Here is a 23,320-nt window from a genome sequence, read left to right as displayed (position 1 = left end):
CGACCGACCCGGCCAACCCGTACGGCGCGGCGCTGCCCTGGCCGGAACGGGTGGTCGACTCCGGCGACGGTGCCACCCCGGCGACCGGGCACCGGGCCGGTCGCAAGGCGGGCGCCCTGGTGGTGCAGGTCGGCGGCGACCTCGTCCTCTACGTCGAACGCGGCGGCCGAACGCTGCTGTCCTTCACCGACGACACCGACACGCTCGCCGCGGCCGGCAAGGCGCTCGCCGACGCCGTCCACTCCGGGGCGTTGGGCGCGATGTCGGTGGAGCGCGCCGACGGCGAGGCGGTGCACTCGTCGCCACTGCGGGACGCGCTGACCGCCGCCGGCTTCCGGGCCACGCCCCGCGGCCTTCGCCTGCGCGGCTGACCTTCATGACTCACCGGTATACCGCTCCGAAGACGGACATGCCCCGGCCGTGGACGCCACGGGCCGGTGCTCAGCCCAGGCCGTCGAGGACCTTCTCGTAGCGGGGCCGGTCGGCGGCCGGGGTCTTCGCCTCCAGGTAGTTCAGCACCACCGCGCCACGCCGGTACGACTGGCCGCCCCAGGTCTCCGCGATGTCGCTGGCGCTGGTCTCGTCCGGGAAGACGTAGACGGTGACGGCGTCGGTGGCCATCAGCTCGGAGCAGCCCAGGCCGAGGCCGTCCGGCCCACAGTCGACCGAGCGGTCCTTCGGGCGCGGCACCTTCAGGCCGGCGGCCCGGAAGGCGTCGACGACCTGCTTCGCGCCGGGCGCACTGGCCGGGCGCTTGGGCAGCACCACCGGCGGCGGGCTGGCCGGCCGCCGCTGCGTCGTGCCCTGTGCGGCGGCGGAGGGCGGGCTCGCGCCGTCGGCACTGGGTGCGGCTTGGGGCGTCGGCAGGCCGGTCGAGGCCGCCTCGGACGAGACGGACGGGGGCGCGGTCGGGCTGCCGTCGTCGTCACTGCCACAACCGGCGCTGAGGGCGACGGCGACCAGCAGGATTCCGACTGCGGGGAGGTTCCGAGTTGTCACCAGGGCAGTCTGCCCAACGTCCTCCGGCGGCGGGAGGGGCCGGTCGGCCAACGCACTGTCCCGTATCCGCCAGCACGCCGCGGTTCCACTGGCCTGCGGGCATGTCCGCAGTGCCCTGGATCTCGCTGACCACCGACTACGGCCTCACCGACGGCTTCGGCGGACCTTCGGCGACGCCAAGGCCGGTGGCCTGGTGGCGTACGTCGATTCGGCCGGTCTGGTCGCTGTCGCCGTCAACGGCGGGCGGGACGCGGACCTCCTCGCGGCCCGCCCGGAGGACCTCCTGCGGGTATCGGGCTGATGTTCGACTGTGGAATGCTTCTCCGGTGGGTGAGCATGTGGTTCCTGTGGGCTGTCCCTGCTGTGCATCCCGGACCGGCGGGGGGACCTGCCCCGTCTGTTTCTGGACCGACGACGGCCAGACCGACGCCGACGCCGACGCCGTCCGGGGCGGCCCCAACGGCGACCTGAGCCTCACGCACGCTCGACTCAACTACGCCGTCTACGGTGCCAGCCACCCGCGCTACCAGGACATGGTGCGTACGGCTCGCCCCGACGAGCGCCCCTGACGTTGACGGGGCGCCCGACGGGGTGAGCGTGGCTCAGCAGACCGGCACGCTTCCGCCGTACACGCTGGAGATGTACGCGTGGCTGACGTACTGGCCGCTGGCCAGACGGTTCCAGCGGGTGGTGGTCCGGTAGGGGCCGGCGACCGACTGACCGGTGACGTAGCACTGGATCGGCACGTGGGCCAGCCGGGCGGCGAGGCCACGCGTCGCGTACGACGTGCTGGCCCCGGTGCGGATGTTGAGCGGCCCGTCACCGACCACGCCGCGCGGCCCGCCTCCGGTCCACAGGTAGGCGACGTCCACCCAGGCGTTGGTGGTCAGCCGCAACCCGTCCCAGAACGTGCCGTCGGCAAGGTCGATGCCGGCCGGGTTGAGCACGGTCCGCCCGAACTGGTCCCGACCGCCGTTGTAGCCGGACTGGTACGCGGCCTGCGCCTCGGGCCGGCCCTGCGGCAGGTTCTTCCAGTTCTCCCGGACCGATGAGGGGTTCCAGTAATCGTCGCGGGTGTTCCACGGCCCGACGTCCCAGACCGGGGCGTACTCGCAGCGGGAGCCGCTGGTGGTGCAGACCCGCACTGTGTAGTCGCCGGTGTTGAGCGGGGAGAGCCCTCGCCGCGACGGCAGCGCCGCGAAGTGGTCCCGGGGTTGCACGGTACGGCCGTTGGCGGTCAGCTCACCGACCAGCCCGATGCGGGTGGCGTACACCCGGTAGGTGCGGCCGGGCGTGGCGGCGGAGACGGCGGCGTTCGCGTCGGCGGTGAGCCGCACGCCCCGTACCGTCGCCGTGGCGCCCCCGTCGGGGGCGGTGAGCACCACCCGGGTCTGCACCCGGGTGACCGGCCGGTCGAAGACCGCGCCGGTGGTGGCCGCCGCCCGCCACTCCGTCCAGCCGGCGGCCCGCCAGCCGCGGACCTGCGCCTCAACTGTCGCCCCGGCCGGAACCGCGGCGTTGATCTCGGCGCGGACCCGGGTGGCCGGCCGGGCGAGGGTGCGGGGAGCGGTCAGCAGCATGCCCTCGGCGACCGCGCTGTGCGGGCTGCGGGCGCCGCGCCCGTTGGACCGGGCCTCCCGCAGGCGTAGGCCGGCGCCGGTACGCCGGACGTTGACATCGTCGCGGTCGACGATGGTGAGGTCGGCGCTCCACCGTTCGTCGCCGGGCGCGGCGGCGACGAGAGTGACCGGAGCGCCGCTGGGTGCGGCCGGGGCAGGACCGGTGGTGGGTAGGACTGCTGCGGTGAGCAGGAGGGCGAGGGTGGCGATGAGGGCGACGGATGGGATACGACAACAGGGTCGCGTCATGGGCATTCTCCTCAGAACCCCCTGACCTTCGCATGTCAGGAGATCAGGAGGAACCTGAGTACAAATAGCGACACATGCGAATCTTGCTCGAAAGAGGGAGGATGGCAGGGTGCCCGAAGGCGACACCGTCTGGAACACCGCGCGCGTGCTGCACCGCGCGCTGGCCGGCGCGCGGATCACCGGCAGTGACTTCCGGGTGCCGCAGCTGGCGACCACTGACCTCACCGACTGGACCGTCCGCGAGTCGGCCAGCCGGGGCAAGCATCTGCTGCTGCGGCTCGACGCCCCCACCGAGGAGCACTGGACCCTGCACTCCCACCTGCGGATGGACGGCGCCTGGCGGGCGTACGCCCCGGGGGAACGCTGGAGCGGCCGGCCCGCGCACCTGATCCGGGTGGTGCTGCGCAGCCCCGGCGCTGTCGCGGTCGGCTACCACCTGCACGACCTGACCCTGGTGCCGACCGCCGAGGAGGAGCAACCGGTCGGCCACCTCGGCCCCGACCTGCTCGGCTCCGACTGGGACCCGGCCGAGGCGGTCCGTCGGCTCGCCGAGCACCCGGAACAGAGCATCGGCGAGGCGCTGCTCGACCAGCGCAACCTGGCCGGCGTGGGCAACCTCTACAAGTGCGAGGTGCTGTTCCTGCGGGGCGTGTCACCGTGGACCCCGGTCGGCGGGGTGCCCGACCTGCCGGGCCTGGTGGCCCTCGCACAGCGGCTGCTCGCCGCCAACCGGGGCCGGTGGACGCAGAGCAGCACCGGCTCACTGCACCGGGGGCAGACCAGTTACGTGTACGGCCGCCGCGCCCAGCCCTGCCGCCGCTGCGGCACCGCGATCCGCAAGGAGGAGCTGGGCGAACGGGTCACCTACTGGTGCCCGGTCTGCCAGCCCGAGCGTCCGGGTCCGTCGCCAACCGGCTGACCAGGCTCTCGCCAGACGGGAGCCATGGCAGAAACGGACGATTGGGTAATTCCTAACCGGCCGCCGGAGTCGCATGCTGCGGTTGAGCGCTCACCGACCGTCAGCAGAGTGCCGAGGTCCCCCACGCCGGGGTGGCGGACCTCGCGCCCCGAACCGGGGAGAGTCATGGCGATGTTCCGCAGACTCCGCTCCACCTTCTTCGAGCGGACCACCCGCGACACCGACGCCGAGGACAGGGCGGCGTCCCTGCCGGCCCCGCGTACCGCCGAGGAGGCCGTTGTCACGTCGAGCCTGGACCCGGCCGTCGTGCCCCGCTACTTCGGTCCGGTGCCGAACTTCGCCCACAGCCCCCGTCCGACGCGGGACCCCGACGGACGGGTGGTGGCCGGCACCGGGCTGCGCAAGTTCGTCGACCCACTGCCCCTCCCGGGCCGGCCGGGCCCCGGCGACCTCGGCAGCCACCTGCCGGTGGCGGTGCCGGACACCATCAGCTATCCGGGCTGCGACTACTACGAGATCGGCCTGCAGGAGTACGCCCAGCGGCTGCACCGGGACCTGCCGGTCACCCGGCTGCGCGGCTACCGGCAACTCAACCTGGGCACCGACCCGGCCGGACACAACACGGTGGCGCCGCCGGAGCGGCAGTGGCACCTCGGGCCGATGATCCGCGCCCGTCGGGGTCGACCGGTCCGGGTGAAGTTCATCAACCAACTCCCCACCGGTCGGTCCGGCGAGCTGTTCCTGCCGGTCGACGACACCATCGAGGGGGCCGGCCCTGGCCCACTGGACGGACCGGCGCCGTACCCGCAGAACCGGGCCGTGCTGCACCTGGCCGGGGCGCAGACCGGCTGGACCAGCGCGGGCAACCCGGGGCAGTGGATAACCCCGGCCGGGGAGATCACCCCGTACCCGACCGGGCCCGGCCTGACCCACGTGCCGGACATGCCGGAGCCCGGAGCCGGCGCCACCACGCTCTACTTCCCGAACGAGCAGAGCGCCCGGCTGCTGTGGTTCCACGACAACACCCTCGGTCTGGCCCGGCTCACCGTCTACGGCGGACAGCTCGCGCTCTACCTGCTCACCGACCCGGCCGAGGACCAACTCGTCGCCGACGGGGTGCTGCCGGCCGACCAGGTGCCGTTGGTGATCGAGGACAAGACGTTCGTTCCGGACGACACCCAACTCGCCGCCGAGGACCCGACCTGGGACCGGGAACGATGGGGCGCCCGCGGCAGCCTCTGGCACCCGCACGTCTACCAACCCCGGCAGAACCCGTACTCCTCCGGCGGACGCAACCCCACCGGCCGGTGGGACTACGGGCCCTGGTCCCGCAACCCCACCCCGGACGACGCCCACGCCGACGGCTGGGTGCCGAACCCGTACCACGACCCGGTCGACGCGCCGGACGAGCCGCCGCTGAGCCCCGGCGTACCGCACCCGTCGGCCGTCCCCGAGGCGTACGGCGACACCCCGCTCGTCAACGGCGTCGCCTACCCGTACCTGGAGGTGCGGCCACGCGCGTACCGGTTCCGGATCCTCAACGCCTGCCTGGACCGCAGCCTCAACCTCCAGCTCTACCGCGCCTGCTCCGACGCGGCGATGTGGACTGCCGACGGTGCGCTCGCCGACCCCGACGCCGGTGAGGTGCCGATGGTGCCCGCCGCGCGGGCGGCGGACCGTCCGGCCGGGTGGCCGACCGACGGACGCGACGGCGGTGTGCCGGACCCGCGCGCCGCCGGCCCGGAGTTCATCCAGATCGGCAACGAGGCCGGCCTCCTGCCGGCACCGGTGGTGCTGCCGAACCAGCCGATCGGCTACCGCTACGACCGGCTGGACCCGACAGTGCTGAACGTCGACGGACACACAGTGCTGCTCGCCCCGGGCGAACGGGCCGACGTGCTCGTCGACTTCTCCGCCCTGCCGCCGGGCAGCACGCTGATCCTCTACAACGACGCTCCGGCCCCGCTGCCCGGCTTCGACAGTCGCTACGACCAGCACACCGACGGCCCGGACCGCAGCGCCGAGGGTGGCCCGCCCCGGACCGAACCGGGGTACGGCCCGAACACCCGCACCGTGCTCCAGTTCCGGGTCACCGGGACGCCCGAGTCGCCGTACGACCTGAGCCGGCTGCGCGAACGGCTGCCCCTGGCGTACGCGGCCAGCCAGCGCCCGCCGATCGTCCCGCAGCCGGCGTACGACCCGGCGTTCGGCACCCGGACCCCGGCGCAGACGACGGTGCCGGTGCACGCCACCACTGTGACGTTCACGCCGACGGCCGGCACCGGCCCGGTGACAGTGCCGATCGCGGTCAAGGCCGCACAGCAGATCTTCGAGCCGGACCACGGCCGGTCGGCGGGCCGGCTCGGCGTCGGGCACCCACACGCCGGGCCGCTCAACCCGACGACGCTGCCACTCGGTGCTACCGACCCGGTCACCGAGGTGCTCTTCGCCACCGACCCCGCCGTGCCGGTGGGCTCCCCCACCGACGGCACGCAGCTCTGGCGGATCAGGGGCAACGTCCGACAGACCGAGCCGTTGCACATCGCCGGCTGCGACGTGCAGGTGATCAACCGCGTTGGCTGGGACGGCACGCTGCGACTCCCGCACGGCACCGAGCTGGGCTGGAAGGGGGTCGTCCGGGTCAACCCCCGGGAGGACGTGGTGGTGGCGCTGCGCCCGGTCGCGCCGGCGCTGCCGTTCAAGCTGGGCGACAGCGTCCGGCTGCTCGACCCCTGTCGCCCGGCCGGAGCGCGGACCGGGTCGACGCCGGTCAGTCCGATCGACGGGCGACCGGCCACTGTGGTCAACCAACTGGTCAACCTGGGCTGGGAGTACCGCTGGCACAGTCAGCTCGCCGGCCACCGCGACGGTGATCCTGGCCTGGGAGGCGAGCACACCCGGCGGCCCGGGGTCCGGGTTCATCGTGCAGCGGGCACTCGACCCGGCCTTCGAGCAGGAGACGGCCACCTTCACTGTCACCGGCCGCGGCTTCACCAACACGGGGTTGGCCCGGGGCATGACGTACCACTACCGGATCCGGTCGTTCAACGTCGTGGGCACCTCGCCGTACACCGCCCCGATCCTGGTGACGACACCACAGTGACCGGCCCAGGCTCCGCGCGCCGTCGCGGCGCGCGCGCCGTCGGCGCGGTGTCGCGTTACGCGCGCCGTCGGCGCGGTGTCGCGTTACGCGCGCCGTCGGCGCGGTGTCGCGTTACGCGCGGTGTCTCGCGGCGGGCGCCGTCAGCGCGTCGGCGCGCGCAGCGGGGTGCCGACGGCCCGCAGCTCGGCAAGCGCCCCGGCGACCCCGTGCAGCAGGTCGGTCGCCTCGGTGAGCCGGTCGGCGGCCGGGTGGGCGGTCTCCGGTCGGGAGTCCTCGGCCAGGTAGCCGGCGGCGGCGACCACCAGCCGTTCGTACGCGGCCACCCCGCCCTCCAGTTGAGCGGTCAGCGCGGCGTGCGCCTCGGCCAGCGGCGGCCGGGCGTCGGCAGGGGCCAACCGCAGCGCGCGTTCGACACCGGCCACCCGCGCGGCCAGGTCGCGCAGCGACCGGTCGGCGGCGGCGGCCTCCAGCACCGCGGGCTCGGCCAGCCCGGTGAGCCGGGGAGCCATCCCGGCCAGGGTGAGCGCCGCCCGGTCCAGTCGGGCCCACTGCTCTCCGGCGCTGGTGCCGCGCAGCGCGATCCGGGAGCGGACCCGGCGCACCTCGGCCAGCACGCCCGGGCCGACCGGCAGCCGCTCGACGGCGGCGATCAGTCGGGCCCGCGACCGGGCCGCCGCCTCGGCCGGGGCGAGCGCGGGGGGCGCCGGCTGGGCGGCCAGGGCGCGCACGTCGATCCAGCGCCAGGCGGCGAGCGCCACAGCGCTGCCAGCGGCGCCGGCCCAGGCAGCGTCGGGCAGACCAAGCCCGGCGTACGGAGTCAGCACCACCGCCGCGCCGCCGAGCCCACCGGCCAGCACGCTCCACCGTCGGGCCGACCGGCGAAGCCGACCCAGCCTCCGGAAGTACCGTGTCCGCTCGTCTGCCACAGTGACCCCCTCGATCCGGTCGTTCAGCCGGCGGCGGTCGGGTCGCCGGTGCCCCGCTCGCGAGCCATGCTGGCGCGCAGCTCGTCCAACCGGGCGGCGGCCGTCGGGTCGTTGGCCGGGCCGGTCTTCTCGGATTGCGGCACGGCCGGTCGCTGCGCCGCGCCGCCGAGCTGCTCCCCCGCCATGCTGGACCGGATCTGCTCCAACCGGGCGGAGCCTGCCGAGTCGATCGTGGCCTTCTGAATTTCCAACATACGGCCCTCGACGGAGTTGCCGGCCAGTTCGGCGCGACCCATCGCGTTGGCGTACCGCCGCTCGATCCGGTCGCGCACCTCGTCCAGCGACGGGGTGTTGGTGGGCGCGGTCAGCGACGACATCGACTCCAGCGAGCGGGCCACCGTCTCCTGCATCTTGGCCTGCTCCAGTTGGCTGAGCAGCTTGGTGCGCTCGGCGAGCTTCTGCTGGAGGATCATCGAGTTGTTCTCGACCGCTCGGCGGGCCTGGGCGGCGGCGCCCAGCGCCTGGTCGTGCAGGGTCTTCAGGTCCTCGGTGGCCTGCTCGGCGGAGACGAGCTGGCTGGCCAGGGTCTGCGCGGACTGCTCGAACCGCACCGCCTCGGCCTCGTCGCCCTTGGCCCGGGCCTGGTCGGAGAGCACCAGGGCCTGCCGGGCGTTGCCCTGCAACCGCTCGACCTCGGTCATCTGCCGAGACAGCTTCATCTCCAGCTGACGCTGGTTGCCGATCACCGCGGCAGCCTGCTGAACCAGCGCCTGGTGCTGCCGCTGGGCATCCTCGATGGCCTGCTGGATCTGCACCTTGGGATCGGCATGCTCGTCGATCTTCGCACCGAAGAGCGCCATCAGGTAGTTCCAACCCTTGACGAACGGGTTCGCCATCTCCGCGGTATCCCCTCAGTAGCGTCGCTCCACCACGGCCGGGCCGGCTGGACCGACCGACCATGACCGGCCGGTCTCCATCGTCCCAGCCGAACGCCAATGAGGCATCCGTACCGGGCGGTCGACAGCACCGGCGGCTCCTGCGAGCAACCCTACGCGGCCGGGGCCAGCCCGCCCATGGTCAACTGGATCGGCGGCTCAGGCCGCGCAGACCACGTCCCGGTCGCGCTCGGTCGGGCGGACCCGGGTGCTGCGCAGGGTGGCCTTGAGCGGCGATTCCTGGCGGACCGAGACAGCGACCTTGCCGTCGGAGGTGACCTGACGGACACCCCGGTTGGTGCTCTTGGCGGCGGCGTCGGCCGGCTCGTCCTGCATCGAGACGAGCACCCCGGGCATCTGCTCGGCGAGCGCCACGGTGTCGCTCACCTCACGCAGCAGCTCGGAGAGGCGGGCACCGAGGGCGTCGCAGATCGCGGCGAGCAACTCGCTCGACGGTTCCTTGTGCCCGCGCTCGATCTCGGAGAGGTAGCCGAGGCTGACGTTGGCGGCGGTGGAGACCTCACGCAGCGTGCGCTGCTGGCCCTGCCGACGCGCTCGCAGTGCGTCACCGATCACCCGGCGTAGCAGGATCATCGCACCTCCCCCTGAGGGATACCTCGCGCCCGCCGTTGGGCAGCCGGTCGCGGCGGACCGCGCCGACCCCGAACGTCGGAGCCTTCCCGCAACCGTACCCGTTGCGGGCCCGAGCGACATCCCGCCCCGCCCGTCGGTTCGTCGGGACGGGCTCACCGGGGCGCGCCGCCGCCCGTGTGGTGTCGGCTCGGTGGCTCTGATCGCTTCGGCGGTGGCGTTCACGAGGTTGCGGCGGCCAGCCGCTCGGAAAGCAGCCGCAACGCCTCGACCACCGCCTCCGCTCGGACATGGTCCCGCCCGCTGCCCAGGTCGAGCTGGCGGACCTCGCCGCCGTTCGGACCGGCGACCGCGACGTAGACCAGGCCCACGGGTTTCCCGTCCTGCGGCTCCGGGCCGGCGACCCCCGTGGTGGCCAGCCCCCAGTCCGCGCCGCACCGCTGCCGGCCGCCCTCGGCGAGCGCCGCCGCCACCTCCGGGTCCACCGGCCCTCGCTCGGACAGCAGGTCGTCCGGTACGCCAGCCAGCGTCGCCTTCAACTCGGTGGCGTAGACCACGAGGCCACCCCGGTAGACCCCGCTGACCCCGGCGATGTTCACGATCGATGCGGCGAGCGACCCACCGGTGAGCGATTCGACAGTGGCCAGGGTTTCGTGCCGCTCGGCCAGCCGGTGCACGACGCCCGCCGCCGCTCTGCCCACCTCGGCACCGTCCACCTCAGCGCCATTCACCCCGGCACCATCCGCCCCAGGACCACTCACCCCGGCACCGCCCGCCCCGCCACCGTTCACCGACACCCCAACCTCCGTCGCACCAACCAGTCCTTCCCCACCCACCAATCCCCAACCCCGACGCCCGACCCAATCGCGGCGATCATGGAGTTGGCGTCACGACACGCCGTTCCGACCGGCGATAAGTCCATGATCGATAGGAGCACCTGGGCAGGGGGTCAGCGGGGGCGGCGGAGGCGGAGGGCCTGGGCTATGTAGTCGAAGCCGGTGGCGACCGTGACCAGGACGGCGGCGGCCATGATCCAGGGGCCGACGGCGGCGAGCGCGGCCGGCATCGGCCAGAGGTACCAGGCGATGGCGAGGATCTGGAGCGCGGTCTTGACCTTGCCGCCTCGGCTGGCGGCGATAACGCCGTGCCGGATCACCCAGAACCGCAGCCCCGTGATGCCCAGCTCGCGGACGAGGATCAGCGCTGTCACCCACCAGGGCAGTTGGTCGTACCAGGAGAGCAGCACCAGCGCCGCGCCGGTCAGCGCCTTGTCGGCGATCGGGTCGGCCACCTTGCCCACCGACGTGACCAGCCCGAAGCGGCGGGCGATCCAGCCGTCCACCAGGTCGGTCGCCGAGGCCACCGCGAAGATCAGGCAGGCCGCCATCCGCCAACCGGCGTGGGTCATCCCCGACATGATCACCGAGGCGGCGAAGACCGGCACCAGCACCAGCCGCAGGGCGGTCAACGCGTTGGCCGCGTTGACGACGGGCACCACGGCCACCACCCGGCCCGGCGTCGACTCCGTCGCCCCGGTCACCGCCGGACTCCGCTCGGGCCGCCGTGGCGTTCCCGGCACCGCACCACCTGGGTCCCCCGCTCCGCTCGGGCCCGCCGTCACCGTGCCGCGCCGGGCGCCGCCGAGATCATCTCATCCGGCACAGCGAGCAGGTCCACCCCTTCGGTGCCGGTCACCGTTGCGCGTACCAGATCGCCCGGGCGCAACGCGGCCAGGTCGACCCCGCCCTCGGCCGGGGCCACCAGGGTGGTGGAACCGTCCACCTCGGGCGCCTGGTGGGCCGCCCGGCCCTCCACGACGCCGTCCTCGATCGAGTCGACAAGCACCTCGACTGTCGAGCCGAGCCGGTCTTCGGCCCGCTGCGAGCAGAGCTCGTCGGCGAGGGCGCTGAGCCGGTCGTAGCGCCGCTTGATCGTCGCGGCGGAGACCTTGCCGGGCAGCCCGGCAGCCTCGGTGCCGTCCTCGTCGCTGTAGTCGAACATGCCGATCGCGTCGAGCCGGGCCTCGGTCAGGAACCGGACCAGCTCGTCGACGTCGGCGCGGGTCTCGCCGGGGAAGCCGACGATGAAGTTGCTCCGGGCGCCCGCGTCCGGGGCCAGGGCGCGGGCACTCGCCAGCAGCTCCAGGAACCGGTCGGTGGAGCCGAAACGCCGCATCCGGCGCAGCACCGGCTCGCTGGAGTGCTGGAACGACAGGTCGAAGTACGGCGCCACGCCCGGGGTGGTGGCGATCGCCTCGACCAGACCGGGCCGGGTCTCGGCCGGCTGAAGGTAGCTGGCCCGCACCCGGACGATGCCGGTCACCGCGGCGAGCTGCGGCAGCAGCTTCTCCAGGGCGCGCGGGTCACCCAGGTCCTTGCCGTACGAGGTGGAGTTCTCGCTGACCAGCACCAGCTCCCGTACGCCGGTCTTGGCCAGCCACTCCGCCTCGGCGAGCAGCTCGTCCGGGGTACGCGAGACGAAGGCCCCCCGGAAGGCCGGGATGGCGCAGAACGCGCAGCGACGGTCGCAGCCGCTGGCCAGCTTCAGCGAGGCCACCGGGCCGGTGTCGAGCCGTCGGCGCAGCACCTGGCGCAGGTGTGCCGGGGTGTGCTCGTCGGTGTCGACGACGGTGCGGGTCACAGTGCCGTGGCCGGGCAGAGACACCTTGCTGTCGCGGCGCTGCACCGGAGTCAGCGGCAGCAGCTCGCGCCGGTCCCGTGGGGTGTGCGCGGTGATCTGCTCGCCGGCGACGACGGCGTTCAGCCGGGCGGCGATGTCGGGGTAGTCGTCGAAGCTCAGCACCGCCTGGGCCTCGGGCAGGCTGTCGGCCAACTCCCGGCCGTACCGCTCGGCCATGCAGCCCGCGGCGACCACCTTGGCGCCCGTTCCGGCGGCGGCGAGCAGAGTCTGGATCGAGTCCTGCTTGGCCTTCTCCACGAAACCGCAGGTGTTGACGACCACCACGTCGGCGCCCTCGCCGTCGGTGGTCACCTGCCAGCCGTCGGCGTGCAGGCGGGCGGCCAGCTCCTCCGAGTCGACCTCGTTGCGGGCACAGCCCAGGGTCAGCAGGGCGACGCGACGGCCCTCGGCGTGATCAGCGGGAGAAGGAGAGGTGGCAGACACCATCCGAGGGTACCGGGCCGGCCGGGTAACCCCACGCACGCGGGCTGCGGAGACGGTCGACACCGAGGCGAACGTCATTCCGGTCAGCGCGCCTCGGCGCCGACCCGGGTCAGCGCGTCGAGCAGGAACACCTCGGTGCCGGCCAGGCCGGTGGAGCAGAAGACGGAGATCTGGTTCGCCGTGGTCCGGCCGGGAACCGCGCCGGCCAGGATGCCGCCCAGGTCACGCAACCGCCCGGCGTACGGGGGTGTGGCCGCGAGCATCGGCGGCTGGTAGTCCGCCGCCTGGGCCGGTGAATCGGTGACCAGCAGGTCGGCGGTGTCCAGCAGGTCGGTGCCGAACTCGCTGCGGTCGCGCTGCTTGAAACCGACCGCGTTGACGTGCGTGCCGGGGCTGAGGTCGGCGGCGCAGAGCACCGGGGTCGGGCTGGTGGTCGCCAGCACCACCAGGTCCCGCCCGGCGACGGCCGAGCCCGGGTCGGCCACCGCCCGGGCCGGCACGCCCAGTTCGGCACGGACCCGGGCGGCGAACGCCTCCCGGCGAGCGGCGGAGCGGCTGTGCACCACCACCTCGCGCAACGGACGGACCGCGGCGGTCGCCCAGACCTGGGTCCACGCCTGCCGGCCGGAGCCGATCACCGCGAGGGTGGCGGCGTCGGGACGCGCCAGCGCGTCGACAGCGAGGCCCCCCAACCCTCCGGTACGACGGGAGCCCAACTCCTCGCCGACCGCGACCGCCCGGATCGCCCCGGTCCGGGCGTCGTGCAGCACCACCAACTGCTCGCCCTGCGGGTGACCGAAGGTGTCGTACGAGCGGAAGCCGTACCACTCGCCGACCAGGTGCCCGGCGGTGAGAACCATCCGCCCGCCGCCCAGCGGTGCGGCGGCCCGGGGCGGCGCGATCAGGCGCCCCTCGTACGCGGCCAGGAGGGCGGCGCGCATGGCGTCGACAGTGGTGGCGGCGTCCAGCGCGGCGGCGACCTCCGGGTCGGCGTAGAGCATGGTCATGGTGGCGATACTGCAAGTTGAAGTCAGGTGGAGGTCAACGGACCGTGGTGGTGGTCACGGCCCCGCCACCCGGGGCCGGTGCTAGCGTCGGCGCCGGCGGCCGGATGCTCGTGGCCGCTCCGGACGAGTGGTGGGCGTACCCGGTCAGGCCAAGACGCCCCGCGTGACGTGCAGACTCGACTCGTCCCGGCGCGGCAGCCCGGGCGCTTCCGGTGAGGTGAACGATGGCCTGGCTCGTACTGGTGATCTCGGGACTGTTGGAGACGGCCTGGGCGATCGCCCTGGACCGCAGCGCCGGCTTCAGCCGGCTGGTCCCGTCAGTGGTGTTCGTGGTGACCCTGCTGCTGAGCATGGCCGGGCTGTCGTACGCGCTCCGGGACATCCCCGTCGGCACCGGCTACGCGGTGTGGGTCGGCATCGGCGCGGTCGGCACCGCGCTGGTCGGGATGCTGGCGCTCGGCGAGTCGGCGAGCCTGCCCCGGATCCTCTGCCTCCTGCTGGTGGTCGCCGGCGTGATCGGTCTCAAGATCTTCCACTGAGGCGCCCCGTCGGCAGGCGTGGCCGGCGCCCACAGTGGGTAGTGATCGATTCGTCACGACAGGCTCTCACCCGGAGGAAGACATGGCCGACATGCCGAGCACCGCCCGTCCCCGCAGCAACGCCGCCCGCATCCTCACCATCGTGGGCTTCGTCTTCGCGGTCCTGGCCCTGCTGCTCAACCCGATCATCTTCGGCGTGCTCGGCGTCATCGCTGGCGTCGTCGGCGCGGTGCTCGGTGACAAGCCGCTGGGCTGGTACGCCGCCGCGGCCAGCGTCGTCGCCGCGATCATCAGCCTGGTGGTCTTCGCCGCGCTGATCAACAACTGACCACTCCCCCCGTCGCGGGCCCGTCGGATTCCGGCGGGCCCGTCGTGCGTCGGGGGTCGGTCAGTCCACGTCGCCGCGCAGGCCGGTCAGGACCTCGTCCAGCTCGTCCGGCTTGACCAGCACGTCGCGCGCCTTCGACCCCTCGGACGGCCCGACCACTCCCCGGGTCTCCATCAGGTCCATCAGGCGGCCCGCCTTGGCGAAACCGACCCGCAGCTTGCGTTGCAGCATCGAGGTCGAGCCGAACTGCGAGGTGACCACCAGCTCCACCGCCTGCACCAACAGGTCCAGGTCGTCGCCGATGTCCTCGTCAATCTTCTTCTTGGTCTCCTGCGCCGGGGCCAGCACGTCCTTGCGGAACTCCGGCTCACGTTGGTCCTTGCAGAACTTCACCACGTCGGCGATCTCGCGCTCGGTGACCCAGGCGCCCTGGATCCGGACCGGCTTGGAGGCGCCCATCGGCAGGAAGAGCCCGTCACCACGGCCGAGCAGCTTCTCCGCGCCCGGTTGGTCGAGGATGACTCGGGAGTCCGCCAGGGAGGAGGTGGCGAACGCCAGCCGGGACGGCACGTTCGCCTTGATCAGACCGGTCACCACGTCGACCGAGGGGCGCTGGGTGGCCAGCACCAGGTGGATGCCGGCGGCCCGGGCCAGCTGGGTGATCCGGACGACCGAGTCCTCCACGTCGCGCGGCGCGACCATCATCAGGTCGGCCAGTTCGTCCACGATCACCAACAGGTACGGGTACGGACGCATCTCGCGTTCGCTGCCCGGCGGTGCCGTGATCTCGCCGCTGCGGACCTTGCGGTTGAAGTCGTCGATGTGCCGGACCCCGTTGGCGGCGAGGTCGTCGTAACGCATGTCCATCTCGCGGACCACCCAGTCCAGCGAGTCGGCCGCCTTCTTGGCGTTCGTCACGATCGGGGTGACCAGGTGGGGAATGCCCTCGTAGCCGGTCATCTCGACCCGCTTCGGGTCGATCAGCAGCAGCCGCACCTCGTCCGGGGTGGCCCGGGTGAGGATGGACACCAGCAGGGTGTTGAGGCAGCTCGACTTGCCCGCGCCGGTGGCCCCGGCGATCAGGATGTGCGGCATCTTCGCGAGGTTGGCCACCACGTAGCCGCCCTCGATGTCCTTGCCGAGCGCCACCACCATCGGGTGGTGATCGCTGGTCGCCGCGCGCGAGCGCAGCACGTCGCCGAGGGCCACGTTCTCCGGGTCGGTGTTCGGGATCTCCACGCCGACGGCGCTCTTGCCCGGGATCGGGCTGAGGATCCGTACGTCCGGTGACTTCACCGCGTACGCGATGTTGCGGGACAGCTGGGTGATCCGCTCGACCTTGACGCCGTGCCCCAGCTCCACCTCGTAGCGGGTGACGGTCGGGCCGCGGGTGAAGCCGGTGACGGCGGCGTCCACGTCGAACTGGTCGAACACGCCGGTCAGCGCGGCGATCACCTCGTCGTTGGCCTTGCTGCGGGTCTTCGCGGCCGCCCCGGCGCTGAGCATGTTTGCCGGCGGCAGGGTGTAGTCCCCGGACAGCCCGGTCAACGCGAGCTGCTCGGCCCGGGTCGGGGCGGGCGAGTGCTCCGGCGGGTCGACCGGCGGCTTGCGGCTCGCCGGCACCTTCGCCGGAGACTTGCGCGGCAGCACCATGGTCTCCTGGAGGTCCGCGCCGTCCAGGTCCTCGAAGTCGTCCGGGTCCAGTGGCGCGGGCATCCGCTTCGCCGGTCGCTTGCGCGCCGGCTTGGCGGCCACCTCGTCCGCCTCCTCATCCGCCTCCGGTGCGCCGACCAGCCCACCCGCGAGCAGGCCCAGCCGCTCCGGGATCTTGTTGATCGGCGTCGCGGTCACCACGAGCAGACCGAAGAGCAGAAGCAGGATGAGCAGCGGCACCGCCACCCAGGCGGTGACCGCCCGCTCCAACAGCCCGCCGACGCCCGCGCCGACCAGACCGCCGGCGAAGTCACGCTCCAGCGGGTCGGCCGGGTCCTGACCGATCTGGAGCAGCGCGGCGGTCGACACCAGCAGCGACCCCCAGCCGATCAACCCACGGCCCCGGTGCTCCGGATCGGCCGGCTGACGCATCAACCGCCACGCCCCGATCATCAGCAGCACCGGAACGACGACCGAGATCGCACCAAGGAACAGCCGGATCGTGTCGGCCAGTCGCGCGCCCACCGGCCCCGCTCCGGACAGCCAGAGCGCCACGGCGGTGAGCAGGGCGAGCCCGAACATGAGCAGCCCGGCACCGTCGCGGCGGTGCTCCGGGTCGAGGTCGCGGGCCGAGGCGGCCTGCCGGCCGGCGGCGCGCACCGCCCAGCCCATCCCGTGCGCCAACCCCATCCACAGTGCACCGACCGCACGACCGACGTAGACCGCCGGGCCGGGCCGGGCCGGCGTGGTGCGACGTCGGACCGGTGCCCGGGTGGTCTTCTTCGCCGGTTGGCGGGCACGACTGTTGGTGCCACCGCGCGGCGACGCGCCGCGTCGCCGGCTCGCCTGAGAGGTACGGCCCGCCATAGAGTCACGGTAACGGTGGGGCCGGGCAGAACCCCGCTTTTCCGGGTCGTGTCCGCGCGTCGTAACACGAACCCCACCGCCGGTCGTGATATCCGCCTCAGAAGGGATGCCCCATGGCGTCGCCGGAAATCGAAGGCGATCCGGACGATCCGCTGGCCGGGCACCCTGGCGCGCTGCGTCCGCTGACCGGTGAACTGGTCGCCGCGGTCCTCGCTGCCCGTGGCCGGTCCGTCGGCCCGACCCCGGACGGCGAGCTGGTGGGCCACTTCGACGACAACCTGATCTGGTTCCTGCGCGTCGGCGGGGACGGGGAGTTGCTCCAGATCCGCACCATGGTCGATCCGACCTTCGGCATCGAACGGGTGCCCGACCTGTACGCGTTCTGCAACTCCTGGAACCACGACCGGCTCTGGCCCAAGGCGTTCGTCCACGTCGCCGACGACGGTCGGGCCCGGGTGTACGGAGAGGTGATCACCGACCTGGAACGCGGCGTGACCCCACACCAGCTCGACCAACTGCTCGACTGTGGCATCTCCACCGGCTGCCAGCTGGCCGTGGCGGTTCGTCGACTGCCCGGCGCGGTGCCGTCGTGACCGGCCGGGACGAGTTCACCGGCAGCCGCACCGGCACGACACCCACCGGCTCCGGTGACCGCCTCGCGCGGGGCCGCGTACCGGCGCTGGAGACCGCGCTTGCCGCGGCCCGGGACCTCCCCGACGGCCCGGCCCGGCAGGTGGCCCTGGAGCGGCTCGCCGAGCGCGCCGACGCGGCCGGCGACGTCCGGTCCGGGATGGACGCGCGATTCGCGTTGATCGAGGCGTACCTGCTGCACGGGGAGCGGTGGCGTCTGGTCGAGCCGGTCCGGCGCTGCCGGGCCGCCGCCGACCACCGGCCCGACCTCCTCACCGAGACGGAGGCCGGGCTGCTGCTGCGCTACCAGCGGTACGCGGTGGAGGCGTTGCTCGGCACCCCCCGGGTCGGGCTGGACCAGACCCGGTCCCTGCTGCACGACCTGGCCCACCGCGTCGGCGCGGATGGTCCGGACACACCGACCGTCGCGGAGCTGCACTGCCGGATCGCCGATCATCTCGGCGACGAGCCCACCGCCCGGCACTGGTACGAGCGATGGTCCGGAAAACGGCCGGGCCCGGCCGGCGGCTGCCCGGGCTGCGCCTCGGCACGGCGTGCCGAGCTGCTGGCCGGCTGGGGCGAGTGGCATGCCGCGGTCAGTGAGCTCGGGGAAACCGACGGCGACCCGCAGTCCTGCACCGACCAGCCCGAGCGGGACCTGGTCGCCGGTCTACTGCCGGCACTGCGCACCGGCGAGCCGGCGCGGGCGGCGACGGCGCACGTGCGGGCGTACCGCCGGCACCGGCGGGAGCGCGCGGCGTTCCCGCACCTCGCCGCGCACCTGCGGTTCTGCGCGCTGGGCGGGCACCTGGAGCGCGGGCTGGCCATCCTGGCCGAGCAGCTTCCCCGGTTGGACCGGCCGACCGACGATCTCGCCGCCATGGAGTTCGCCGCCGCCGGGGCGCTGGTCTGCGGGCTGGCTGCCGAGGCAGGGCTGGGCGGGCGGACGATGCCCCGGCCGGCGTACGGCGAGCGGACGGCCACCGAGTTGGACGTCGCCACCCTCGGGGCGCTGCTGCTCGGGATGGCCAACGAGTTGGCCGGCAGCTTCGACGCCCGCAACGGCACCGGGCACCACTCCGGACGGATGGCCGCCTGGCTGGCCGAGCGCCCGCTCGCGGCGCCGGTTCCGCTACCCACCGACGACGAACCTGACGAGCCCGACGCCGACTGGTCCGACCTCCAGGCCGACGCCGACGCCGAGCCCGAGCTGGGCGAACGCGAGTTGTCGGCGCTCTCCCTCGGCATGATCACCGAAATCTTGGACGGGCGCGGCGACCGGTACCTGGTGGACGAGGGCGAGACAGTGGTCGGCCACTGGGAGGGGGCGGTGATCCAGTTCCGGCGGGCCGGTGAGCGCGGCGAGGTGCTGCACGCCCGTGCCATGGCCAACCGCCGGCTGCCGGCGGCCCGCCGCGCCGAGGCGTACGCCTTCTGCAACGCGTGGAACCACGACCGGCTACTGCCCAAGGCGTACGCGCACGACCTCGGCGACGAGTTGGTGCTGGCCGGCGACGTGGCCACCGACCTGGCGCACGGGGTCGCCCCGGCGCAGCTACGGGTCCTCATGGAGGCCGCCATCGCCACCGGCGTCGCGTACGCCGAGGCCGTCGCCGCGCTGCCCTGACTCCCGGATACGGCGGACGCCGGCCCACCCCGTTCAGGTGGACCGGCGTCAGCGGGAGTTGCTCAGACCTCGACGACGGTGGGAACGATCATCGGCCGACGACGGTACTTGTCGTTGACCCACCGCCCCACGGTCCGCCGGACGATCTGCTGAAGCTGGTGCGGGTCGGTGATGCCGTCCGCCGCGGCCCGGTTGAGCGCCTCGGTGACCAGCGGCACCACCGGGTTGAACGCCTCCGGGTCCTCGGAGAAACCCTTCGCGGAGAGCGTCGGGCCGGCGACCACCTTGCCGGTGACCGAGTCGACGACCACTGTGGTGGCGATGAAACCGCCGTCACCGAGGATCCGCCGTTCGGTGAGCAGCGACTCGCTGACGTCACCGACGGCGAGGCCGTCCACGTAGACGTACCGGCTCTTCACGTGCCCGACCAGGGTGGCGCGGCCCTCGACCAAGTCGACCACGTCGCCGTCCTCGCAGATCACCACCCGGTCGGCGGCGACCCCGGATTCGATGCCGAGCCGGGCGTGGGCGCGCAGGTGACGCCACTCGCCGTGCACGGGCATCAGGTTGCTGGGCCGGACCACGTTGAGCAGGTAGAGCAGTTCCCCGGCGGGGGCGTGCCCGGAGACGTGCACCTTGGCCACGTCCTTGTGCACGACCACCGCGCCGGCCCGCGCGAGCCGGTTGATCACCCGGTAGACCGAGGTCTCGTTGCCGGGCACCAGTGAGGAGGCCAGCACGACCGTGTCACCGGGGGCGATGGTGATGTGCCGGTGGTCGCCGCTGGCCATCCGGCCCAGCGCGCTCATCGGCTCACCCTGGGAACCGGTGGACATCAACACGATCTGCTCCGGCGGCAGGGTGGTCGCCTCCTCGATCCCGATGACCAGGCCGGCCGGGATGTTGAGCAGGCCGAGGTCCCGGGCGATGCCCATGTTGCGGACCATGGACCGGCCGATCAGCGCGACCTTGCGACCGTGCTCGGCGGCGGAGTCGAAGACCTGCTGCACGCGGTGCACGTGCGAGGCGAACGAGGCCACGATGATCCGACCCTTGGCCTTCGCGAAGATCGAATCGAGCACCGGGCCGATCTCCCGCTCCGGGGTGACGAATCCCGGGATCTCCGCGTTGGTGGAGTCGGACAGCAGCAGGTCGACGCCTTCGGCGCCGAGCCTGGCGAAACCGGCCAGGTCGGTGATCCGGCCGTCCAGCGGCAGCTGGTCCATCTTGAAGTCGCCGGTGTGCAGCACCAGGCCGGCGGGGGTGCGGATGGCCACCGCGAGGGCGTCCGGGATCGAGTGGTTGACAGCGAAGAACTCACACTCGAACGGGCCGAGCCGCTCGCGGCCGCCCTCCCGCACGGTCAGCGTGTACGGCTGGATCCGCCGCTCGGCCAACTTCGCCTCGACCAGGGCGAGGGTGAACTGTGAGCCGACCAGCGGGATGTCGGGCTTGTGGGCGAGCAGGTACGGCACCGCGCCGATGTGGTCCTCGTGACCGTGCGTCAGCACGATCGCCTGGACGTCGGCCAGCCGGTCCAGGATCGGACCGAAGTCGGGCAGGATCAGATCCACACCCGGCTGCTCGACGTCAGGGAAAAGCACCCCGCAGTCGACGATCAGCAACTTGCCGTCGTACTCGAAGACGGTCATGTTCCGACCGATGGCGCCGAGCCCGCCGAGCGGGATGATCCGCAGGCCACCTTCCGGCAGCGGCGGGGGTAGCTCCGCCTCGATGTGCGCCTCGGTCACGCGTCCACCTCATTCTGCGACGCCGTTACTCGACGTCCATCGTGTCGTTCGTTCATTCGGGCAGCTCCAGGCCCGCTGCCGCGAAGTCCGCGCGCAGCTGGGCGATCTCGTCGTCGGTGGCGTCCACGAGCGGGGGTCGCACCGGGCCGGCCGGCAGGCCCAGCGACGCCAGGCCCGCCTTCACCAGGATGGTGCCCTGGGTACGGAAGATGCCGGTGAACAGCGGCAGCAGCCGCCGGTGCAGGGCCAGCGCGGTCGGCATGTCCCCCGCGTCGTACGCCTCGATCATCTGTGCGGTCAGCGCCCCGGTGAAATGCGTCGAGGTGCCGACCACGCCCACGCACCCGACGGCCAGCGCCGGCAGGGTGAGGGCGTCCTCGCCGCTGTAGAAGGCGAGGGTGGTCCGGCTGGTGACCCAGCTGGTGGCGGTCAGGTCGCCCTTGGCGTCCTTGACCGCGACGATCCGGCCGTGTTCGGCGAGCCGGACCAACGTCTCGGTGTCGATCGGCACGCCGGAGCGGTGCGGAATGTCATAGAGCATCACCGGTAGGCCGGTGGCGTCGGCCACCGCTGTGAAGTGTCGCAGCAACCCGCTCTGCGGCGGCTTGTTGTAGTACGGGGTGACCACCAGCAGGCCGTGCGCACCCGCCTTCTCGGCGGCGGCGGCCAGCTCGATGGTGTGCCGGGTGTCGTTGGTGCCAACGCCCGCGACCACCTTGGCGCGGTCACCGACGGCCTCCACCACGGCTCGGATCAGGTGTTCCTTCTCCACGTCGGTGGTGGTCGGCGACTCGCCGGTGGTGCCATTGACCACCAGCGCGTCGTTGCCCTGCTCGTCGACCAGGTGGCTCGCCAGCCGGGCGGCGCCGTCGAGATCGAGGGAACCGTCGGGGGCGAACGGGCTCACCATGGCTGTGAGCAGCCGGCCGAACGGGCGGGACGCCGGTCGGGCCGCGGCGTCGAGGTGGTCGTGCGTCATACCCTCCAACCTAGCGGACGACCAGCCGAGGCCCGCCGGGGAAGGGCTCAGGACGCCTCGTGCGGGCTGGCCGCCACTTCGGTGCCGTCCGGCAGGGTGGTGATCACGAAGTCGGCGAACACGTTCGGGGCGACCCCCTGGAGCTGGCGCAGGCACTCCACGGCCAGCTCACGGATCTCCACGTCGGCGTGCTCGGTGGCCCGCATCGCCACGAAGTGCCGCCAGGCCCGGTAGTTGCCGGAGACCACGATCCGGGTCTCGGTGGCGTTGGGCAGCACCGCGCGGGCCGCCTGCCGGGCCTGCTTGCGGCGCAGCGTCGGGTTGGGCTCGTCGGAGAAGCGCTGCTCGAGGCCCTCCAGCAACTCGGTGTACGCCCGAACGCTCGCCTCGGCGGCCTCCACGAACTTCTTGTGCAGCTCCGGGTCGTCGGCGATGACGGCCGGCTCGACCATGGCCGCGTCCCGCTCCGGGACGTAACGCTGCGACAGCTGGGAGTACGAGAAGTGCCGGTGCCGGATCAGCTCGTGGGTGAAGGAGCGGGACACCCCGGTGAAGTAGAAGGTGACCGACCCGTGCTCCAGCACGCTCAGGTGGCCCACTTCGAGGATGTGCGCCAGGTAGCCGGCGTTGGTGGCGGTCGCCGGGTTCGGCTTCTTCCACGACTGGTAGCAGGCCCGACCGGCGAACTCGGCGAGCGCCTGGCCGCCCTCCGCGTCGGTCGACCACGGCACGTCGTCCGGGGCCGCGAATTGGGTCCACGCGATCAACTTGACCTGGGGCTGCACCATGTCCGGCATTCCTGGGACTTTAGTGGTGGGGTGCCGCCCGACCCAACTCAGGCGCGCCCCGTGCAATGTCGATCACTCAGCCAGCGCCGAACCCGCCGACGCACCAGGCCGACAGCCTGGGGGCGTCGGCCGGGTGCCGGGTGCCGGGTGCCGGGTGCCGGGTGCCGGGTGCCGGGTGCCGGGTGCCGGGTGCCGGGTGCCGGGTGCCGGGTGCCGGGGATCGTCGTCGGGGCCGGGGCGGACAGATCCATCGGCGTCCTTTGGAGCTGAATCGTTGGCGACATCACCCCCGGCGGGTGGGCCGCCCAAGCCGGCGACCGGGGCCCGAGCGACCGGGGCCCGAGCGGTTCGGCAGCCGCTGCACCCGCAAGATCAGGCAACATCCTGGATGTAGTGGCATCGGTCGCGCCCGACTCCACTACATCCAGGATCGAGCGCGCTCTTACATCCAGGATCGAGCGCGCTCTCGGGGCCAGGTACGTCGGCCGTCGTGCGCCCCGGACGCGGGTGGGCGCCGGAGGAGGCCCGTGATGTCGTAAACGAATCAGCTCCAAAGGACGCTCGAACAACGCATGCCGGTCGCACCCGGGCACCGGGCCGTCGGGCGGCGGCAGGTCGCGCACTGGCGCGCCAGGCAGCGGCGCGTCAGACGGCAGCACAGCGGGGCGAGGCGGGGCGGGGCGGGCG

At 72.9% G+C, this 23,320-nt stretch carries 20 protein-coding genes, 2 pseudogenes and 1 riboswitch; of the genes and pseudogenes, 9 read left to right on the top strand and 13 right to left on the bottom strand.

Annotated elements, in window-relative coordinates:
- Window positions 1-371: pseudogene (locus tag KBX08_RS29010) on the top strand (ATP-dependent DNA helicase); the annotation flags it as partial.
- 70 nt (window positions 372-441) lie between these two features.
- Here KBX08_RS29010 and KBX08_RS34130 read toward each other — a convergent pair.
- The gene (locus tag KBX08_RS34130) at window positions 442-999 is read right to left on the bottom strand and encodes a hypothetical protein (protein ID WP_238690986.1); all 558 of its coding nucleotides are present in this window, start codon (window positions 997-999) and stop codon (window positions 442-444) included.
- Here KBX08_RS34130 and KBX08_RS34940 point away from each other — a divergent pair.
- Window positions 914-1,300, top strand: a complete 387-nt coding sequence (locus KBX08_RS34940; protein WP_374101972.1) for an SAM hydroxide adenosyltransferase — start codon at window positions 914-916, stop codon at window positions 1,298-1,300. The genes KBX08_RS34130 and KBX08_RS34940 overlap by 86 nt on opposite strands.
- Before the next feature lie 25 nt (window positions 1,301-1,325).
- The gene (locus tag KBX08_RS28995) at window positions 1,326-1,568 is read left to right on the top strand and encodes a CPCC family cysteine-rich protein (RefSeq protein WP_238671784.1); all 243 of its coding nucleotides are present in this window, start codon (window positions 1,326-1,328) and stop codon (window positions 1,566-1,568) included.
- 33 nt (window positions 1,569-1,601) lie between these two features.
- On the opposite strand, the gene KBX08_RS28990 is transcribed toward KBX08_RS28995, so the two are convergent.
- Complete coding sequence (locus KBX08_RS28990; RefSeq protein WP_210786500.1) at window positions 1,602-2,867, bottom strand: hypothetical protein; 1,266 nt, start codon at window positions 2,865-2,867, stop codon at window positions 1,602-1,604.
- Between the two features lie 109 nt (window positions 2,868-2,976).
- On the opposite strand from KBX08_RS28990, the gene KBX08_RS28985 reads away from it, so the two are divergent.
- Both KBX08_RS28985 and KBX08_RS28980 read left to right on the top strand, forming a co-directional pair.
- Window positions 2,977-3,786 (top strand): Fpg/Nei family DNA glycosylase, encoded by an 810-nt coding sequence (locus tag KBX08_RS28985; RefSeq protein ID WP_210786498.1) that lies wholly within the window; start codon window positions 2,977-2,979, stop codon window positions 3,784-3,786.
- A 165-nt stretch (window positions 3,787-3,951) separates the two neighbouring features.
- Window positions 3,952-6,889, top strand: a pseudogene (locus tag KBX08_RS28980) (hypothetical protein).
- A 140-nt stretch (window positions 6,890-7,029) separates the two neighbouring features.
- On the opposite strand, the gene KBX08_RS28975 reads toward KBX08_RS28980, so the two are convergent.
- The 7 genes from KBX08_RS28975 to KBX08_RS28945 all read right to left on the bottom strand — a co-directional run bounded on the left by KBX08_RS28975 (window position 7,030) and on the right by KBX08_RS28945 (window position 13,471).
- On the bottom strand, window positions 7,030-7,815 hold the full coding sequence (locus KBX08_RS28975) for a hypothetical protein (protein WP_210786496.1): 786 nt from the start codon (window positions 7,813-7,815) through the stop codon (window positions 7,030-7,032).
- 23 nt (window positions 7,816-7,838) lie between these two features.
- Window positions 7,839-8,711 (bottom strand): PspA/IM30 family protein, encoded by an 873-nt coding sequence (locus KBX08_RS28970; RefSeq protein WP_210786494.1) that lies wholly within the window; start codon window positions 8,709-8,711, stop codon window positions 7,839-7,841.
- A 198-nt stretch (window positions 8,712-8,909) separates the two neighbouring features.
- Window positions 8,910-9,344, bottom strand: a complete 435-nt coding sequence (locus KBX08_RS28965; RefSeq protein ID WP_210786492.1) for a helix-turn-helix domain-containing protein — start codon at window positions 9,342-9,344, stop codon at window positions 8,910-8,912.
- A 218-nt stretch (window positions 9,345-9,562) separates the two neighbouring features.
- Window positions 9,563-10,072, bottom strand: coding sequence for a CinA family protein (locus tag KBX08_RS28960; protein ID WP_307850678.1), 510 nt, complete (start codon window positions 10,070-10,072; stop codon window positions 9,563-9,565).
- 218 nt (window positions 10,073-10,290) lie between these two features.
- Window positions 10,291-10,881, bottom strand: a complete 591-nt coding sequence (gene pgsA / locus KBX08_RS28955) for a CDP-diacylglycerol--glycerol-3-phosphate 3-phosphatidyltransferase (protein ID WP_030336827.1) — start codon at window positions 10,879-10,881, stop codon at window positions 10,291-10,293.
- 77 nt (window positions 10,882-10,958) lie between these two features.
- Complete coding sequence (gene rimO / locus KBX08_RS28950) at window positions 10,959-12,467, bottom strand: 30S ribosomal protein S12 methylthiotransferase RimO (protein WP_210786490.1); 1,509 nt, start codon at window positions 12,465-12,467, stop codon at window positions 10,959-10,961.
- A gap of 80 nt (window positions 12,468-12,547) precedes the next feature.
- The gene (locus tag KBX08_RS28945) at window positions 12,548-13,471 is read right to left on the bottom strand and encodes an ornithine cyclodeaminase family protein (RefSeq protein WP_210786488.1); all 924 of its coding nucleotides are present in this window, start codon (window positions 13,469-13,471) and stop codon (window positions 12,548-12,550) included.
- A gap of 92 nt (window positions 13,472-13,563) precedes the next feature.
- Window positions 13,564-13,635, top strand: a riboswitch (guanidine-III (ykkC-III) riboswitch).
- A gap of 60 nt (window positions 13,636-13,695) precedes the next feature.
- On the opposite strand from KBX08_RS28945, the gene KBX08_RS28940 reads away from it, so the two are divergent.
- Both KBX08_RS28940 and KBX08_RS28935 read left to right on the top strand, forming a co-directional pair.
- Window positions 13,696-14,010, top strand: a complete 315-nt coding sequence (locus KBX08_RS28940; RefSeq protein ID WP_112586602.1) for a multidrug efflux SMR transporter — start codon at window positions 13,696-13,698, stop codon at window positions 14,008-14,010.
- Between the two features lie 82 nt (window positions 14,011-14,092).
- Complete coding sequence (locus tag KBX08_RS28935; RefSeq protein ID WP_210786486.1) at window positions 14,093-14,338, top strand: hypothetical protein; 246 nt, start codon at window positions 14,093-14,095, stop codon at window positions 14,336-14,338.
- A 60-nt stretch (window positions 14,339-14,398) separates the two neighbouring features.
- Here the strand turns inward: KBX08_RS28935 and KBX08_RS28930 are convergent, their stop codons facing one another.
- Window positions 14,399-16,858 carry a DNA translocase FtsK gene (locus KBX08_RS28930; protein ID WP_210786484.1) on the bottom strand — a complete coding sequence of 820 codons (2,460 nt, stop codon included), beginning with the start codon at window positions 16,856-16,858 and terminating at the stop codon, window positions 14,399-14,401.
- Between the two features lie 113 nt (window positions 16,859-16,971).
- On the opposite strand from KBX08_RS28930, the gene KBX08_RS28925 reads away from it, so the two are divergent.
- Window positions 16,972-17,451 carry a YbjN domain-containing protein gene (locus KBX08_RS28925; RefSeq protein ID WP_210786482.1) on the top strand — a complete coding sequence of 160 codons (480 nt, stop codon included), beginning with the start codon at window positions 16,972-16,974 and terminating at the stop codon, window positions 17,449-17,451.
- Between the two features lie 86 nt (window positions 17,452-17,537).
- Window positions 17,538-19,115 (top strand): YbjN domain-containing protein, encoded by a 1,578-nt coding sequence (locus KBX08_RS28920; protein WP_247670243.1) that lies wholly within the window; start codon window positions 17,538-17,540, stop codon window positions 19,113-19,115.
- A gap of 62 nt (window positions 19,116-19,177) precedes the next feature.
- Here KBX08_RS28920 and KBX08_RS28915 read toward each other — a convergent pair whose 3' ends face one another.
- The 3 genes from KBX08_RS28915 to thyX are packed head-to-tail and all read right to left on the bottom strand — an operon-like array spanning window position 19,178 to window position 22,633.
- Entirely contained in the window at window positions 19,178-20,866 is a 1,689-nt protein-coding gene (locus KBX08_RS28915; protein ID WP_210786478.1) for a ribonuclease J, read from the bottom strand.
- 52 nt (window positions 20,867-20,918) lie between these two features.
- Complete coding sequence (gene dapA, locus KBX08_RS28910) at window positions 20,919-21,845, bottom strand: 4-hydroxy-tetrahydrodipicolinate synthase (RefSeq protein WP_210786476.1); 927 nt, start codon at window positions 21,843-21,845, stop codon at window positions 20,919-20,921.
- A gap of 47 nt (window positions 21,846-21,892) precedes the next feature.
- On the bottom strand, window positions 21,893-22,633 hold the full coding sequence (thyX, locus tag KBX08_RS28905) for an FAD-dependent thymidylate synthase (protein WP_210786506.1): 741 nt from the start codon (window positions 22,631-22,633) through the stop codon (window positions 21,893-21,895).
- Window positions 22,634-23,320: the final 687 nt, after the last annotated feature.

The sequence above is a fragment of the Micromonospora sp. H61 genome (assembly GCF_018070325.1).
GTDB lineage: Bacteria > Actinomycetota > Actinomycetes > Mycobacteriales > Micromonosporaceae > Micromonospora > Micromonospora salmantinae.
The sequence above is the reverse complement of the archived record's forward strand: the minus strand, read 5'-3'. Positions and strand labels throughout refer to the sequence as shown.

Bases quoted from the DNA above. Each gene is read 5' to 3' on its own strand.
- KBX08_RS28990 (WP_210786500.1), bottom strand. From the start codon at position 2,867: ATGACGCGACCCTGTTGTCGTATCCCATCCGTCGCCCTCATCGCCACC.
- KBX08_RS28930 (WP_210786484.1), bottom strand. From the start codon at position 16,858: ATGGCGGGCCGTACCTCTCAGGCGAGCCGGCGACGCGGCGCGTCGCCG.
- KBX08_RS28970 (WP_210786494.1), bottom strand. From the start codon at position 8,711: ATGGCGAACCCGTTCGTCAAGGGTTGGAACTACCTGATGGCGCTCTTC.
- KBX08_RS28965 (WP_210786492.1), bottom strand. From the start codon at position 9,344: ATGATCCTGCTACGCCGGGTGATCGGTGACGCACTGCGAGCGCGTCGG.
- KBX08_RS28945 (WP_210786488.1), bottom strand. From the start codon at position 13,471: ATGACCATGCTCTACGCCGACCCGGAGGTCGCCGCCGCGCTGGACGCC.
- dapA (WP_210786476.1), bottom strand. From the start codon at position 21,845: ATGACGCACGACCACCTCGACGCCGCGGCCCGACCGGCGTCCCGCCCG.
- KBX08_RS28940 (WP_112586602.1), top strand. From the start codon at position 13,696: ATGGCCTGGCTCGTACTGGTGATCTCGGGACTGTTGGAGACGGCCTGG.
- thyX (WP_210786506.1), bottom strand. From the start codon at position 22,633: ATGGTGCAGCCCCAGGTCAAGTTGATCGCGTGGACCCAATTCGCGGCC.
- KBX08_RS28925 (WP_210786482.1), top strand. From the start codon at position 16,972: ATGGCGTCGCCGGAAATCGAAGGCGATCCGGACGATCCGCTGGCCGGG.
- KBX08_RS28935 (WP_210786486.1), top strand. From the start codon at position 14,093: ATGGCCGACATGCCGAGCACCGCCCGTCCCCGCAGCAACGCCGCCCGC.
- rimO (WP_210786490.1), bottom strand. From the start codon at position 12,467: ATGGTGTCTGCCACCTCTCCTTCTCCCGCTGATCACGCCGAGGGCCGT.